This window comes from Pseudomonas sp. NEEL19 (assembly GCF_028751975.1).
In the GTDB taxonomy this organism is placed as follows: Bacteria; Pseudomonadota; Gammaproteobacteria; order Pseudomonadales; family Pseudomonadaceae; genus Aquipseudomonas; species Aquipseudomonas juntendi.
This window is the reverse complement of sequence record NZ_CP081491.1, coordinates 2,750,925-2,766,743: the sequence shown is the minus strand read 5'-3', so window position 1 is coordinate 2,766,743 and position 15,819 is coordinate 2,750,925. Positions and strand designations below refer to the sequence as shown.

Annotated in this window: 14 protein-coding genes; 11 read left to right on the top strand and 3 right to left on the bottom strand. The window is 64.6% G+C overall.

What is annotated here, in order from left to right; genetic code table 11:
* Positions 1-116 precede the first annotated feature (116 nt).
* From glcE to mhpT, 4 genes are all read left to right on the top strand, one after another.
* Positions 117-1,238, top strand: coding sequence for a glycolate oxidase subunit GlcE (glcE, locus tag K4A76_RS12235; RefSeq protein WP_274410339.1), 1,122 nt, complete (start codon positions 117-119; stop codon positions 1,236-1,238).
* Positions 1,229-2,479, top strand: a complete 1,251-nt coding sequence (gene glcF / locus K4A76_RS12230) for a glycolate oxidase subunit GlcF (protein WP_274410338.1) — start codon at positions 1,229-1,231, stop codon at positions 2,477-2,479. Before glcE ends, glcF begins: the two co-directional genes overlap by 10 nt.
* A complete protein-coding gene (locus tag K4A76_RS12225; protein WP_274410337.1) occupies positions 2,472-3,941 on the top strand; it encodes an FAD-linked oxidase C-terminal domain-containing protein in 1,470 nt (489 codons plus the stop codon). Before glcF ends, K4A76_RS12225 begins: the two co-directional genes overlap by 8 nt.
* Positions 3,942-4,002: 61 nt before the next feature.
* Complete coding sequence (gene mhpT, locus K4A76_RS12220; RefSeq protein WP_082416101.1) at positions 4,003-5,226, top strand: 3-(3-hydroxy-phenyl)propionate transporter MhpT; 1,224 nt, start codon at positions 4,003-4,005, stop codon at positions 5,224-5,226.
* On the opposite strand, the gene K4A76_RS12215 is transcribed toward mhpT, so the two are convergent.
* The gene (locus tag K4A76_RS12215) at positions 5,223-6,137 is read right to left on the bottom strand and encodes a LysR family transcriptional regulator (RefSeq protein ID WP_274410336.1); all 915 of its coding nucleotides are present in this window, start codon (positions 6,135-6,137) and stop codon (positions 5,223-5,225) included. The genes mhpT and K4A76_RS12215 overlap by 4 nt on opposite strands.
* A gap of 121 nt (positions 6,138-6,258) precedes the next feature.
* Here K4A76_RS12215 and hpaH point away from each other — a divergent pair, with 121 nt between their 5' ends.
* The 7 genes from hpaH to K4A76_RS12180 all read left to right on the top strand — a co-directional run bounded on the left by hpaH (position 6,259) and on the right by K4A76_RS12180 (position 14,096).
* Entirely contained in the window at positions 6,259-7,062 is an 804-nt protein-coding gene (hpaH, locus tag K4A76_RS12210; protein ID WP_274410335.1) for a 2-oxo-hept-4-ene-1,7-dioate hydratase, read from the top strand.
* A complete protein-coding gene (locus K4A76_RS12205; RefSeq protein ID WP_274410334.1) occupies positions 7,059-7,856 on the top strand; it encodes an aldolase/citrate lyase family protein in 798 nt (265 codons plus the stop codon). The genes hpaH and K4A76_RS12205 overlap by 4 nt, the downstream gene beginning before the upstream one ends.
* Positions 7,857-7,903: 47 nt before the next feature.
* On the top strand, positions 7,904-9,379 hold the full coding sequence (locus tag K4A76_RS12200; protein WP_274410333.1) for an aldehyde dehydrogenase family protein: 1,476 nt from the start codon (positions 7,904-7,906) through the stop codon (positions 9,377-9,379).
* 15 nt (positions 9,380-9,394) lie between these two features.
* Positions 9,395-10,261 (top strand): hypothetical protein, encoded by an 867-nt coding sequence (locus K4A76_RS12195; RefSeq protein WP_274410332.1) that lies wholly within the window; start codon positions 9,395-9,397, stop codon positions 10,259-10,261.
* A gap of 43 nt (positions 10,262-10,304) precedes the next feature.
* Positions 10,305-11,612, top strand: coding sequence for an MFS transporter (locus tag K4A76_RS12190; protein ID WP_274410331.1), 1,308 nt, complete (start codon positions 10,305-10,307; stop codon positions 11,610-11,612).
* Between the two features lie 22 nt (positions 11,613-11,634).
* Positions 11,635-12,582 carry a fumarylacetoacetate hydrolase family protein gene (locus tag K4A76_RS12185; RefSeq protein ID WP_182389654.1) on the top strand — a complete coding sequence of 316 codons (948 nt, stop codon included), beginning with the start codon at positions 11,635-11,637 and terminating at the stop codon, positions 12,580-12,582.
* Positions 12,583-12,650: 68 nt separating this feature from the next.
* Positions 12,651-14,096 (top strand): aldehyde dehydrogenase family protein, encoded by a 1,446-nt coding sequence (locus K4A76_RS12180; RefSeq protein ID WP_182389656.1) that lies wholly within the window; start codon positions 12,651-12,653, stop codon positions 14,094-14,096.
* On the opposite strand, the gene K4A76_RS12175 is transcribed toward K4A76_RS12180, so the two are convergent.
* Positions 14,086-14,985, bottom strand: coding sequence for a 2-hydroxyacid dehydrogenase (locus tag K4A76_RS12175; protein ID WP_274410330.1), 900 nt, complete (start codon positions 14,983-14,985; stop codon positions 14,086-14,088). The genes K4A76_RS12180 and K4A76_RS12175 overlap by 11 nt on opposite strands.
* 45 nt (positions 14,986-15,030) lie before the next feature.
* Positions 15,031-15,810: an enoyl-CoA hydratase-related protein gene (locus K4A76_RS12170; RefSeq protein ID WP_274410329.1), complete on the bottom strand. Its 780-nt coding sequence runs from the start codon at positions 15,808-15,810 to the stop codon at positions 15,031-15,033.
* Positions 15,811-15,819 lie beyond the last annotated feature (9 nt).

Genomic DNA, 15,819 nt, shown 5'->3' with positions numbered 1-15,819 from the left:
ACGGCTCATGCGTTGGGGAAAATAAGTCAGTCGACCTGCGCGCTGGCGTTCATTAACGTCTGCCAAAGCCTGGCGTTGGCCAGCGAATCACAATAAAAAACACGAGATTGCCTTACATGTCAGCCTTCGGTTCCACGCCCAGCGCAGGCGAACATCGTCTACCGGATGCACGCGATGCCGTCCCCTGGCTGCGTGAGCACTTCGCCCGGGCGCGCGCAGACCACACCAAGCTGCAGATTCGCGGCGCCGGCACCCACAGCCACGCGGCCACCGAGGCTGCCGTGATTTCCATGCAGGGTCACACCGGCATCGTTGAGTACGACCCCAGTGACCTGGTCGTAACCGTTCGGTGCGCCACCCCGGTCGCGCTGCTCCAGCGAGTGTTGGCCGAGCACGGCCAGATGCTCGGTTTCGAGCCAGTGGTGCAACAGACCAACAGCATAGGCGGGGCGGTGGCGCTGGGGTGGTCGGGCCCGCGGCGGCCCTATGCCGGGGCACTGCGTGACCACCTGATCGGGGTACGGCTGATCGATGGCCTGGGAAGAGACCTGCGTTTTGGCGGGCGGGTGGTCAAGAACGTCGCCGGGTTCGACGTGGCGCGCCTGGCGGGCGGCAGCCGCGGCATGCTGGGGGCGCTGCTCGAGGTGACGCTGCGCGTGATGCCGCGGCCTGCGGCAGAGGTGACGGTGGCCACGGCCTGTACCGCGCAAACGGCGCTGGCCACGATGCTGGCGGGCGGCCAGGGGCCTGGCCTGCTGTCCGCATCGGCTTACGTGGATGGCCGCCTGTTCCTGCGCTACAGCGGGAGCGATTACAGCGTTCGTCACGCCTTGGCGAACCTGGCAGGTGAGTATGCCGAAGTGGCTGATGGGGCGGCCTTCTGGCGCAGTGTGGTTCATCGTGAGCATGGTTTTTTTCGACCAAGGCCAGGGCAAACGCTGTGGAGGGCAAGCGTGCGCCCCGATGCACCGCTGCACCCTGCGACGGGTGCGATCGATTGGGCAGGGGGCGTGCGCTGGGCTTGGCTGCCCAGCGGCGATCAGCACCTTCATGGCTGGGCCCAAGACCATGGCGGGCATGCGCTGGCCTGGCGTGCGCCTGCAGGCGGGGATTGGCACGGATTGTCCGCGGGCATGACCCAGTTGAGCCATGGCCTGGCGGATATTTTCGACCCCTGCCGGATCTTCGATCGCGGCGCCTTGCGTGACGCTGCCAAAGAGAATACCCAATGCGTGTAGACCTGCATGAACGTTTGATCGCCAGCGATAGCGCAATCCAGGCTGCGGCCCTGGTCGAGAGTTGCGTGCATTGCGGGCTGTGCGCTTCCGTTTGCCCGACCTATGAAATGCTGGAAAACGAACTCGATAGCCCAAGAGGCCGAATCTACCTCATCCGTGACACCCTTCAGGGCGGGACGGCAACGGCCGGCACGCGGGGGCACCTGGACAACTGCCTGCACTGCAAGGCATGCGAGACTGCCTGCCCGTCAGGTGTGCAGTATGGCCACCTGATCGACTTGGGGCAGCAACTGATCAACGCGCAACAGCCGCGGCCCTTCTGGCAGCGCGCCAAGCGCTTGGCCATTCGTTCGGTGATGACCTGCAGGCCTGCCCTTGGCACCCTGGCGCGTATCGGCTGGGCGTTGAAGCCCTGTTTGCCAGGCCGCCTGCGTGCCCTGGTACCCGACCGCCCGGCACTGGCAACAGGGCTCGCGCCCAGGCACGCGCGCCATGTACTGAGCCTGCAGGGTTGTGTGCAGCCGGTGTTTACGCCGGGTCATGACGCGGCGCTGTCCCTGTTGCTGGACCGGTTTGGCGTTGCCATGGTGCACGCTTCGGGAAGTGGCTGCTGCGGGGCACTCAGCCAGCATCTGGATGCGCCGCACGCCGCCAAAGCGGCCATGCGGCGCAATATCGATGCCTGGTGGCCCGCGATCGAGCGGGGCGCGGAAGCGATCCTTTCTTCATCTACCGGCTGTGGTGCGCAGCTCAAGGACTATGGGCACTTGCTGCGCGATGACCCGGCCTACGCGCCCAAGGCGGCGCGGGTCAGTGCATTGGTGCAAGACCCTGGCACGTTCCTCAATGCCCTGTGGGCTGAGCGGCCCCTTGCCCTGAAACCGCTGGCAGCCGGTGAAGAGCGGTTGGCCTTTCATGTGCCGTGCAGCTTACGCAACAGCCTGCGGGCCAAAGCGCAGGTAGAAACCATTCTTCGCCGGGCGGGCTACACATTGATACCCGTGCAAGAGGAGCACATGTGCTGCGGCTCTGCGGGCGCGTATTCGCTGCTGCAGCCCGGGCGCAGTGAAGAACTGCTCACGCGCAAGCTGGGTCACCTTGCCGCCGGCCAGCCCTCACGGGTGGTGTCGGCCAACGTGGGCTGCATCCTGCACCTGCAGAAAGCCAGCCCGGTCGAGGTCGGCCACTGGCTGGAGTTGCTTGCGCAGCGTCTACCTGACGAGGAATGCTCACATGCCTGAACACAACCGTGCGCGCCAGTGTGCCGTCGATGCCTTCAAGGCGATCGTGGGCGATCGCTGGGTGATCGATGAGCCGGCGGCGCTCGTCCCTTACGAGTGCGACGCGCTGTTTCATTTGTGCGAGCGGCCCATGGCGGTGGTACTGCCGGCTGATGAAGACGAGGTCTGCCAGGTACTGCGCTATTGTGCGCAGCATCGCATAGCCATCACGCCACGGGGGGCCGGCACCAGTCTCTCTGGCGGGGCAACGCCTGTGTCGGGCAGTGTCGTGCTGGGCCTCAACCGGCTTCGCGCTGTCACCGTGTTCGCAGCCGCAGGGCAGGCGCTGGCCGGGCCGGGCGTACGTAACGTGGCGGTTTCCGAGCACGCGCAACCCCATGGCCTGTTTTTCGCCCCCGATCCGTCCAGCCAGAGCGCCTGCACGATTGGCGGTAACGTGGCGGAGAATGCAGGCGGCGTGCACTGCGTCAAGTACGGGCTCACGGTGAACAACCTGCTGGGGGTACGAATGGTCGACGGGGCAGGCCAGGTGCTCGACCTGGGCAGTGCCGCGCTGGATACCCCGGGTTTTGACTTTCTGTCGTTGCTGACCGGGTCGGAAGGGCTGCTGGGCCTGATTACCGAGGCGCGCCTGCGCCTGCTACCTGTGCCGTCGAAAATTCGTGTCTTGCTGGGCTTTTTTTCCACGCCAAGAGACACCTGCAACGCTGTGACCGCTATCATCGGGGCCGGGATTGTGCCTGCCGGGCTGGAAATCATGGATAACGCGTCCTTGATCGCTGCCGACAGTTACTCGCCGGGGCTGAAGCTGCGTACGGACGCAGGCGGCGCGCTGCTCTGCGAACTGGATGGCCAGGCCGCCGAGATCGCCGCCTGGACGGAACAGATCCAGGTGATCTTCCGGCAGCATGGGCTGCTGGAGTTGCGCCAGGCAGATGAGCAGCATGAGCGGCTCGAACTGTGGGCGGCGCGCAAGAACATCCTGCCGGCGTTGCTGAGAACGGCGCGGGATGTGTATGTGGCCGATTGCGTAGTACCCCGTCGGCTGCTGGGTGAAGTGCTGGACCGTATCAACCAGATGGCCGCCGAGGCGGCGATCGAGGTGGTGCAGAGTTTCCATGCCGGCGACGGCAATCTCCATTCGGTGTTGCGCTACGACAGCCGCAACCAGGGCGAGGAGGCGCGGGCAATGGCGCTGGCGGACCGGATCATGGCGCTGGCGCTGGAGGCCGGCGGCTCGATAAGCGGTGAGCATGGTATCGGTACGGAGAAGCTACACGGCATGTGCTGGCAGTTCGGTGCGCACGAGCTGGAAGTGTTCGCGCAGATCCGCACGCTGTTCGACCCGCATTCGATCCTGAACCCCGGCAAGGCAATACCCACCCTGCATCGCTGTGCGGAACTTGGCGGCATGCATATCCACGAAGGGCAAATGGCGCACCCGGACCTGCCTCGTTTCTAGGTGCTGCCTGCAACGCCCAGGCACCTGTAACCACCCACAATACCAATAAAAAGGTGACACCATGAGCACGACGACATGCACTGCGCGCTCCTCCATGTTGACCATCGGGCTGTGTTTCATAGTCGCGCTGCTCGAAGGCATGGACATTCAATCTGCCGGTATCGCCGGCCCGTCCCTGGCGGCCCATTTCGGCCTTTCTTCAAGTGCGCTGGGCCTGGTATTCAGCGCAAGCATCATCGGGCTTCTACCTGGCGCGCTGGTGGGCGGCTGGCTAGCGGACAGGGTTGGCCGCAAGCGGGTGCTGATGGCCGCCGTGAGCCTGTTCGGCCTGTTCTCGCTGGCCACTGCCCTTGCCTGGAACTATGAAACCCTGCTGAGCGCCAGGTTCCTGACCGGGTTAGGGCTGGGCGCAGCCATGCCCAACCTGATTGCCCTGTGTTCCGAAGCGGTTGAACAGCGCCTGCATGGCACTGCCGTCAGCCTGATGTACTGCGGCATGCCGCTGGGCGGCGCCCTGGCGGCCGGCATCGGCCTTACCGGCACCGAGGACAGCTGGAAAACAGTCTTCATCGTGGGCGGTGTCGGGCCATTGCTGATCATCCCGCTGCTCTACCGGTGGCTACCTGAGTCGCGTGCATTCAGCGCGCAACGAGCGGCCGGCGCGCGGCAGCAGGCCGATTGGCGTGGCCTGTTCCAGCGCGACACCGCCAGACCCACGCTGCTGTTGTGGGTCGGCTTTTTTTTCACGCTGATGGTGCTGTTCATCCTGCAGAACTGGCTGCCTACATTGCTGAGGGGGCTGGGCTTCAGCCGGGTCGACGCAGCCACCGTGCAGATCGTGCTGAACGTGGGCGGGGCGTTGGGTGCGCTGATGCTCGGGCGGCTGCTCGACCGGTGGAATGTGGCGATGCTGGTGGTGCTGATGTACTGCGGCATTCTCGTGGCGCTCGCCGGGCTAGGGCTTTCCGCGCACCTCACCGGCATGCTGGTCGCAGGGTTCACCGCAGGCTTTTTCTCCATTGGTGGGCAGTTGGTGCTGTACGCCCTGGTGCCCCGGTTCTATCCAACCGCCATTCGCGGCACCGGCGTTGGCGCTGCCGTGGCGGTCGGCCGGCTGGGCTCCATGAGCGGGCCTTTGCTGGCTGGGCAGATGCTGGCCGCTGGCAGTGGCGCAGCCACCGTGCTGATGGCTGCAACCCCTGGCATTCTGGTAGCCGCTGGGGCGGTGTTGTGGCTGTTGCGGGGGCACCGCGGGGTGCAGCACGGCGTGCCCGCCCAGCTTTAGAGCTGGCTGGCCCATTCTTTCAGCCACGGGCCCAGGAATTCGGCGAAGCCGTCGGCAGCGGGCGAAAGGTTGCGCACGGTGGATTGATACAGGCACACCGAGCGCAAGGTTTCCGGGTCTTTGACGTTGCAGGTCTTGAGCCCGTAGTGCCTGGCCAGGCAACCCACGTAGGCGGGGGCGAGTGTGGCTGCCAGCCCCTGTTCGGCCATGCCCAGCGCCGTGGTGATGTTGTCCACGATTTCTACCGGGCTGATGCGCAGCGCCTCCGGTGCGTTTGCGTGCATGGGCAGTACGCTGCGTTCGTGGTCCCGGCCCGAGGCCACCAGGTGAATATCATGCAGATCGTGCCAGGTGACCCTGGCCCTGCTGGCCAGCGCGTGGTCCGGCGAGCAGAACAACACCCAGCGGCTCTCGAACATGGCCTGGCGACGAACATCCGTGCCAACCGGGCGATCCGGGCCCAGCGCCAAGTCCACATCACCTGCCGCGACGGCATCGGCCAGCATCTCCACGGGCAGGTCGCGGATGCGCACCACGACCTTGGGGTGGGTCAGGCCATAGGCCTTTATTGCAGCAGGTAGCGCGCGACTGGCCAGCACCAGGGGCGCACCGATCCGGACCACGCCCGCAGCCCGGTTGCGCACATCGGAAGCGGTGCTTTCACAGGCGCGCGCGTGGCGCATGGTGGTTTGCACCGAGGCAAAAAAGTCACTGCCTGCCGCGGAGAGGCTGACCTTGCGGGTGGAACGATCAAACAGGCGGAACGACAGCACCTTTTCCAGCTCAGCGATGAGCTGGCTTACGGCCTGCGGCGTCATGCCCAGGCGCTCTGCGGCGCCGGCGAAGCTGCGCAGTTCTGCCACGCAGACGAAGGTTTCGAGTTGGCGCAGGGTGAAGCGCAAGAAAGCCATGATTATCAAGCCCAGGTTGATTTAAGAGAAACTTTCATTGCTTTTTATTGCTAAGTCAATCCGTAAGAATCCCCTCAATCCACAACGACAACAGGCCACTCATGGCCGGGGGACACCCACAGTGCTTGAGCGATCAACTCATCGGGCGTTGGCTGCCGAACTCCACGAAGCGCAGGTTTCGCGCCAACAGGTGCGGCAGTTTTCCCAACGCTTCCCTGATATGACGATCCACGACAGTTATGCCATTCAACGCGAATGGATAGCGCTGCAGCTTGCCCAGGGGCGCAAGGTCATTGGCCACAAGATCGGCCTCACCTCACGGGCCATGCAGATCTCGGCACAGATCACCGAGCCCGACTACGGCACCTTGCTCAATGACATGCTGTTGGCCGACGGCTCTGAAGTACAGGCGTCGCGGTTCATCGTGCCGCGCCTGGAGGTCGAGCTGGCGTTCATCCTTGCGCGCCCCCTGCGTGGCCCTGACGTGACCTTGCTCGATGTGCTCAACGCCACTGACTATGTGATGCCTGCCCTTGAACTGATCGATGCGCGAATCGAGCAGTTCGACCGCGATAGCAAGGTGCCCCGCCAGGTGCGCGACACCATCGCCGACAACGCAGCCAACGCCGGGATCATCCTGGGTGGCCGGCCGATGCGGCCCGACCAGGTGGACTGGCGCTGGGCTGGTGCGTTGCTGTTCAAGAACGGGGTCATCGAAGAGTCGGGGCTGGGGGCGGCGGTGCTCAACCACCCCGGCAATGGCGTGGCGTGGCTGGCCAACCGTTTTGCCCTGCATGGCGAAGGCCTTGAAACCGGGCAGATAATCCTGGGTGGCTCGTTCACGCGCCCGGTCGCATGTGCGCCTGGCGACACTTTCCATGCCGACTACGGCCCGCTCGGTTCGATCTCGCTGAGGTTCGTATGACTGCCCGTTCCTTCCGCGAAGCGCTGGCCCTCGACACGGCGCAAATCGGGTTGTGGCTGGCCCTGGCCGATGCCTACAGCGCTGAAGTCTGCGCTACCGCCGGGTTCGACTGGCTGTTGATCGACGGTGAGCATGGCCCTAACGATCTGCGCACGATTCTGGCGACCCTGCAAAGCCTTGCAGCCTATCCCGGGCACCCCGTGGTGCGCCTGCCGCACGGGGATGCGGCACTGATCAAGCAAGTGCTGGAAACCGGTGCCCTGACGCTGATGGTGCCCATGGTCGAAAACGCCGAACAGGCGCGCGACCTGGTGCGGGCCATGCGCTACCCGCCGCAGGGTGTGCGGGGTTTGGGCTGCGGCCTTGCACGGTCGTCACGGTGGGGCGCCGATGCGCAGTACCTGACCCAGGCCAACGAGCGGGTGTGCTTGCTGGTTCAGGTGGAAACCGTAGAGGCGCTGGCCAATGTGCAGCAGATCGCCGCGGTGGAGGGGGTGCACGGCGTGTTCTTCGGGCCTGCCGACCTGAGCGCTTCGATGGGCTTGATCGGGCAGCCGGGGCACCCTGAGGTGGTCGCCGCCATCGAGCAGGCGATCGACGTGGTGAACGCTGCAGGAAAAGCGGCCGGGGTACTGAGTACCGACCTTGCCTTGGCACAGCGCTACACGGCGCGAGGCGCACGCTTCGTCGCCGTAGGGGTGGATGCCACGCTGCTGGCGCAAGCGGCACGCACGCTACTGGGGCGCGTCCGGGCACCCGTGTCCGAGGCCGCACCTGCTTCCTCCGGTTATTGAGCCCCAGGCGCTTGATGACCTTCAACAACGACAAAATGGAGTTATCGATGCCATCTGCCCTTATTGACGTGGCCGGTGTACAGGTTTCCCCCGACCACTATATCGACGGCCAGCGGATCGCCTCGGCGACCACCTTTGAGCTTTTCAGCCCCATCGACCAGCAGGTGCTGGGCCATATCGCCGAGGGCGAGGCGGAGCATGTGGAGGCCGCGATCGTGGCCGCCGAGCGTGCCTTCACCTCGTGGAGTGCGCTCAGCGCGGCGCAGCGCAAGGTGTACCTCGACCGCTTTTCGGAAGAGATCGGCAAGCGCGCCGAAGCCTTTTGCCTGCTGGAAAGCACCGACGCCGGCGTGCTGCTGTCGCGCATGCGCCATGGTGTGATCAACCGCGCCAAACTGAACATCAGCTGGTTTGCCGAGCACGCGCTCACCCTGCAGGATCGCTGCCTGGAAACCGAGCAGGCTACCCACCACATCCGCCATGACCCCGCCGGCGTGGCTGTGATCATCACACCGTGGAATTCGCCGTTGATGCTGGCCACCTGGAAGCTGGGGCCGGCGCTGGCAGCCGGTAACACCTGCATCGTCAAGCCGCCGGAGTGGGCACCCCTGACCAGCTCGTTGCTGGCTGACGCCGCCCACGCCGCCGGTTTGCCGGCCGGGGTGCTCAATATCGTGCAAGGGACCGGGGCGAAAACCGGGGCCAAGCTGGTCAGCGACCCGCGGATCGCGCGCATCTCGTTCACCGGCAGCGTGCCCACTGCCAAGGTCATTGCCGGTGCTGCCGCTGCCAACCTGGTGCCCTGCAGCCTGGAACTGGGTGGCAAAAGCGCATTCATCGTGCTCGAGGATGCCGACCTGGATAACGCTGCTGCCACCGCGGCGCTGATGTATCGCAATGCCGGGCAGGTCTGCCTGGCGGGCACCCGGCTGCTGGTGCATGAGCGTGTTGCCGAGCGTTTCGTCGCCGCCATGCGTGGTTACGTGGAAAACCTGGTGGTGGGCGACCCTCGGGATCCGGCGACCGAGGTTGGGCCGGTCATTCACCCGCGCCAGGTCGAGCGTATCCAGGGCTTTATCGAGCGTGCGGTCAGTAGCGGGGCACAGGTGCTCTGGGGCGGTGACAAGCACAGCTACGGTGCCCAGTACCTGCAGCCGACCCTGATCGGCAACGTCGAGCAGGCCGACGAGATCGTTCAGAACGAGGTGTTCGGCCCTGTCCTGACCCTGCAGACCTTCAGCAACGACGCGCAAGCCGTTGCCATGGCCAACGGCACGGACTTCGGCCTCGGCGGGGTGTGCTATGGCGAAACCGTACACGCCACGGCCGTCGCGCAGCAGGTGCGCACCGGCTTCATCTGGGTCAACAGCTTCGGTATCCGCGACCTTGCCGCACCGTTTGGCGGCATCAAGCGCAGCGGCATCGGCCGCGAGGGGGGCGACTGGAGCTTCGAGTTCTTCTGCGACGTGAAAGACGTGGTCGTGCCGCAAAAGCCGTTCCGCGCCAGTTTCAGCCAGCGATAACAAGGAAAACGAAAAATGGGACAAATAGTCGGCGCGGCGATTGTGTCGCACCACCCAGGCCTGATGCAGTGTGAAGAGTTCCGCCGCGCCATGGGCGCCGGGGAGGACTCTGACCTGATTGCCGGGTTTGCGCGTGTACTCGAAAAAATCCAGGCGCTCAAACCCGATGTGGTAGTGATCTTCGACAGCCACTGGTTCACCACCGGTTATCACCTGGTCGATGCCAGTGCGCGTTATGAAGGGCGCTACACCTCAGATGAAATGCCGTGGTACCTGCATGGGGTGCCCTATGCCTACCGTGGTTACCCGGCGCTGGCACAAGCCATTGAGCAGGTGTCCCGCGAGCAGGGGGGTTACAACCGGGCAATCGCCCACCCAGACCTGGAGCGCCAGTACGCGACGATCAACGTCATCAAGCTGCTGCGCCTGGAAACCCTGGACATTCCCGTGGTCACCGTCAGCTCCTGTCAGAACTGCGAATGGCCGCAGTTCCTGCAGTCGGGCGAGGCGGTCGGCGAGGCCATCCGGCGCAGTGACCTGCGCGTCGTGCTGCTGGCATCAGGGGCGCTGAGCCACAAGTTCAACGGCATCGACTGGAAGCCCAACAACCCGCGCATTTTCCATGAAAGCAACGTGTCTTCCGCGGCGGCCATGGAGAGTGACAAAGGCGCTATCGCCTTGATGGCCGAAGGGCGCCATGACCAGATTCTGGCGCGCTGGGATGAAGACTACCGGCGCCAGCCGTGGGAAGCGTTCGGTGCCCATTACCTGCAGATGCTGGGTGCATTGGGCGGCGACAAGTTCCAGGGCAAGGGTACTGCGCTGTCGGAATACGAGAACGCCCGCGGTACCGGCAACATCCACGTCTGGTTCGACGTCTGACCGATTTCCAACCACCCCTACAATAATAAGATGAGGCAAACCCATGAACGGTAATGCCGTTACCGGCCCGCTACCGCTGGCCGCGCTGGACATTGAAGAAGCCACCTATTCCCAGGTGACGCGGCGGCTGATTCCTTTCTTGTGCCTGTGCCTGGTCATCGCGTTCCTTGACCGGATCAATGTCAGTTTCGCCAAGCTGCAGATGATGGACGACCTGCAGTTCAGCGAGGCAGTGTACGGCCTGGGTGCAGGCGTGTTCTTTCTCGCCTACTTCCTGTTCGAGCTGCCGAGCAACCTGATCATGCACCGCGTGGGCGCCCGCCGCTGGATCGCGCGCATCATGATCAGCTGGGCGTTGCTCACCGGTGCGATGGCGTTGGTCCATGATCAGACCACGTTCTACATACTGCGCTTTCTGTTGGGCGCCGCGGAAGCAGGGTTCTTCCCCGGCATCGTGCTTTACCTCACCTACTGGTACCCGGTTAACCGCCGCAGCCGGATCATGGCGCTGTTCATGTCGGCGATACCGCTGGCGGGTTTGCTTGGCGGGCTGTTCTCGGGCTGGATCATGGATTCGCTCGATGGCAGCTACGGCATGGCCGGCTGGCAGTGGCTGTTCGTGGTCGAATCGATACCGTCGCTGATCGTGGGGGTAGCGGTGCTGTTCTACCTGGACGATCGTATCAGCAGCGCCAAGTGGTTGACCGACGAACAGAAGACCTTGCTGCAGGCGCGCATCGACAGCGAAAGCAAGGTGAAAACCGAGCTGTCACTGGGGGCAGTGCTACGCCACCCGTTGGTGTGGATGTTCGCGCTGGTCTATTTCGGGAGCTCCATGGGGCAGTACGGGTTTGGGTTCTGGCTGCCTTCGATCATCAAGGCAACCGGCGTTGAAAGCACCACCCACATCAGCCTGTTGTCGGCAATCCCTTACGCCTTCGGCGTGGTTGCGATGATTCTGGTCGGCCGCCACAGCGACCGTACCGGCGAGCGCCGTTGGCACTATTGCGCGGCTGCCAGCACCGGGGCATTGGGCTTGGCCCTGGCCGTGGTGTTCCAGCACAACACCATGGCCGCGATGTTCGCCCTGACCCTGGCCAGCATGGGCCTGCAGAGCATGGCGCCGATCTTCTGGGCCATGCCCACGGGCATGTTGGGCGGCGTGGCTGCCGCTGCCGGGATCGCCCTGATCAACTCCATCGGCAACCTGGCAGGGTTCTTCAGCCCGTACCTGGTGGGCTGGGTCAAGACCAATACCGGTACTACCGCCAGCGCCATGTACATCATTGCCGGCTTCGTGCTGATGGCCGGGTTGGTGGTTGTCGCTTTCGTGCGCACTGGCAAGCGCTGAACATTTCAAGAGGTTAGAAAAAATGGATTTCGAGTTTCCACTCCAGGCCTTGCCTGAAGTCATGCGTGGCCCCCGTGTCGAGCGACGCCGGGTGTTGTTGGGCGGCACCGCGTGCTGGGGCACGCTGATCGAGGAAGGTGACGCGGCCGGGCAATTGCGCCTGGACGATGGTCGGGTGATCGCTGCCGAAGGCCAGGCCTACCTGCCGCCGGTCAACCCCGGCAAGATCATCGCTGTGCACATCAGCTACAGCTCGCGGAGTTTCGAAACACGCAACAAGGCCAAGCCCACCGAGACCCCGACGTATTTCGTCAAGCCGCGCACGTCGCTCAATGGGCATGAAGGGCAGATCCACAAACCCGCAGACTGCCAGTACCTGAACTACGAGGGCGAGTACGCCGTGGTGATCGGGCGCAACTGCCGTAACGTCACCCCCGATGAAGCCTGGGCCTACATCGAAGGTTTCTGCCCGGCGCTGGACATGGGCCTGCAGGATTTCCGCGACACCGACCAGGGCAGCATGCTGCGCGTCAAAGGCGCCGACACGCTGCTGCCGATCGGCCCGGGCATCGTGCGCGGGGTGAACCTGTTCGAGCAGACGCTGCGCACCTACGTTAACGGCCAGGTGGTCCAGCAGGCCCACATCGGTGATGAAACCATCTGGGGCCCGCATTACGTGATCGCCGACCTGGCGCGGCATATCACCCTGGAGGCGGGCGACGTCATTCTCATGGGCACGCCGTGCCACTCGCGCAGTATCGGCGCGGGCGACGTGGTGGAGTGCGAGGTGACCGGCATCGGCCGCATTCGTGGGCAGGTCATTGCCATCGACGCACCGCGCGCCAGTGCGCTGGGTGTCGGCCATCAACCCACCGACAGCCCGGAAGTTCGCCGTGTGGCCCTGGGGTTCGACGAGCGTGTGCCGTCGTTACTGAAGGACAACCTCGTGCGCGCCCGCGAACGGGGCTGATGTGCCAGTGGCAGCGCCGCGCGGGGTGAGCGCTGCCGGTCTTTAGGATGTGGGAGTAGCCCAAAGCGATGTATTGCAATTTCATCGACGGACAATGGGTCGAGGGCCAAGCGGTCTCGACCAACATCAACCCCTCTGATACCCGAGATATCATTGGGCACTACGCACGCGCCAGCGAAGCCCAGGCGCAAGCAGCGTTCGCCGCCGCCAGCCAGGCGCTGGCGGAGTGGGCAGCATGGGGGCCGCAACAGCGCAGCGATGCACTCGACAGCATCGGCAGCGAAATTCTGGCCCGCCGTGACGAGTTGGCAGACTTGCTGGCACGGGAGGAGGGCAAGGCCTTGCCCGATGCCCGCGGCGAGGTGCTGCGTGCGGGGCAGATCTTCAAGTTCTTTGCCGGTGAGTGCCTGCGCCTGCCAGGCGAGCTGCTGGCTTCCACCCGCCCGGGCATGACGGTGGAGATTACCCGTGAACCGATCGGCGTGGTGACGGTGATCACCCCGTGGAATTTCCCGCTGGCGATTCCGGCCTGGAAGATTGCCCCAGCCTTGGCCTACGGCAATACCGTGGTGTTCAAACCCGCTGAACTGGTGCCTGGTTGCGCCTGGGTGCTCGCTGAAATCATCAGCCGCGCTGGCCTGCCGGCCGGCGCATTCAACCTGGTGATGGGCAGCAGCCGCGAGATCGGTAATGTGCTGCTGAACGACCCCAGGCTGGCGGCCATCAGCTTTACCGGTTCGGAGGGCACTGGCCGCAAGGTGGCGCAAGCAGCAGTCGCCCGCCCAGGTGGCATGGCGCGCTTCCAGCTGGAGATGGGCGGCAAGAACCCACTGGTGGTGCTGGACGATGCCGATATCGAGGTGGCCGTGGCCTGCGCCCTCGACGGCGCGTATCACGCGACCGGGCAACGCTGCACGGCATCGTCACGGCTGATCGTGACCGACAAGGTCCATGACCGCTTTGTGGCGGCGATGCTGGCGAAGCTGCCAGGCTTGCAGGTGGGCGATGCGCGCAACCCGGCAACCCGGATTGGCCCGGTGGTGGATGCCGCGCAACTCGCCCAGGACGTCGACTATATCCAGCTGGGCCAGCGCGAAGGCGCTGAGCTGGTGTACGGCGGCCAGGCCATTGCAGAGGTCGAGGGCAAGCCCGGCTTCTACCTGACGCCCGCGTTGTTCGTTGGCGCTTCGCCGGCCATGCGTATCTGCCAGGAAGAGATTTTCGGCCCGGTGGCGGCGGTGATCCGGGTGGCGGATGCCGAGCAGGCGTTGGCCGTGGCCAATGCAACGCCTTATGGCTTGTCGGCCGGGGTGTGCACGACCTCCCTCAAGCAGGCTGCGCGGTTCAAGCGCGGGCTGCAAGCCGGCATGGTCATGGTCAACGCGCCGACCGCGGGGGTCGACCCCCATGCGCCCTTTGGCGGGCGCAAAGGCTCCAGCTACGGGCCCAGGGAGCAAGGCCGTTATGCGGCCGAGTTCTTCACCCAGGTGAAAACCAGCTACATCAACCCGTGAGCCCGGCCTGGAAGTGAGCGGCGGCGCGCTGGTACAGCAGCGCTGCCATCTCGGCCCTGGTTTCAACGGTAATGGCAGCCGCATGCGGGGAGAGAATGACGTTGGGCAGGGTGGCGAGGCGGCTGTCGAGTGCCGGTTCGCTGGCGAACACATCCAGCGCCGCGGCTGCGATGACGCCTTGGTCCAACGCCTGGATCAGGTCATCTTCCGCGACCACGGAGCCGCGCGAGATATTGATCAGCGTGCCAGCGCTGCCTAGCGCCTGCAGCACCTGGCTACCAACCAGCCGGTCAGTGGCGGGGGTTGCAGGGCAGCACAGCACCAGCACATCACACCAGGCCGCCAGTTGCTCGATGTGATCGAAATAGGCAAGCCCGGCTGCCGGCTTTGGCCTGGGCGTGTGGTAACCCACCTCAAGCCCCAGCCCCTGCATGCGCTGGGCCACCAGCGTGCCTATCTTGCCCAACCCCACAATGCCGACTTTGCTGCCGCTGACGCGGCGGGTGGGTGTGAAGGCTTCCTTGCCCCACTGGCCGGCCCGGACGAAGCGATCCGCCTGGGTAACCCTGCGCTTGGCTGCATACAGCAAAGCCACGGCGTAATCAGCGGTGTCTGTGGTAACCGCGTCGGCGGTGTTGAACACCTCGATGTGCCGTGCTGCCGCTTCAGCCAGGTCGATGCGGTCCAGACCGGCACCGTTGCACAGGATCAGCTGCAAACGCGGCAACTGGGCCATCTGCTGAGCGCTGGCACCGACCATGCTGGTGGTCACGGCCACTTCGATCTGCTCGGGCGCTTCGGCCTGCGCGATGGGGCACACCTCGAAGCGCGCCCGCAGGCGGCGCTCCAGCATGTCGGGAATGGGCCCGAGATTGACGATGGTCGGCATGTTCAATGGTCCTTGCAGGTGGGTTTCGCCTTGCCGCAGCAGGCATCAGTGCCCGCAATAGGTTGGCTTGCGTTTTTCCAGGAAGGCAGTCATGCCTTCTTTCTGGTCTTCGCTGTCGAACAGTTGCACGAAGGCGCTTCTTTCAAGCTTCAACATGCTATGCAGGGGGGCGTCCTCACCGGTGGCCAGCAGTGCCTTGATCGCCCGCACGGCCAAGGGCGGCTGAGCGGCGATACGCGCGGCGATGGCACCTGCGCGCTGCAGTGCAGCGCCTTCGTCACACACTTCGGAAAGCATGCCGGCATTGAAGGCCTGTTCAGCGCTGAGGGGTTCACCTGTGAGGGTGAGCAACGCCGTGCGATACTTGCCAATGGTGCGCAGCAGGCGCTGGGTGCCGCCTGCCCCTGGCATGATGCCAACGTTGATTTCCGGCTGGCCGAGGCGCGCCGTGCGCGAGGCAATGATGATGTCGCAGGCCAGGGCCAACTCGCAGCCGCCACCCAGGGCGTAGCCCTCGATCGCGGCGATCACCGGCTTTTCGCAGCGGTCGACGACTTCGAACAGGCGTCCGGTTTGCAGGGCCGTGTGTTGAGTGGGGGTCATGTCGCGCATCTCGGCGATATCTGTGCCGGCGACGAAATAGCCACCTGCACCGGTGATCACCAGGGCATGCACGCGCGGGTCGCCTGCCAGTGCCTCTACGGCCTCGGCCAGCAGCTGTTTGATTTCCAGGTTCAGGGCGTTGCGACGCTCTGGCCGGTCGAGGGTAATGATGGCGTAGCCATCTGTGTGAATCTGCTGGTGAACGGGGTTTGTCGAAGGCATGTTCGGGCT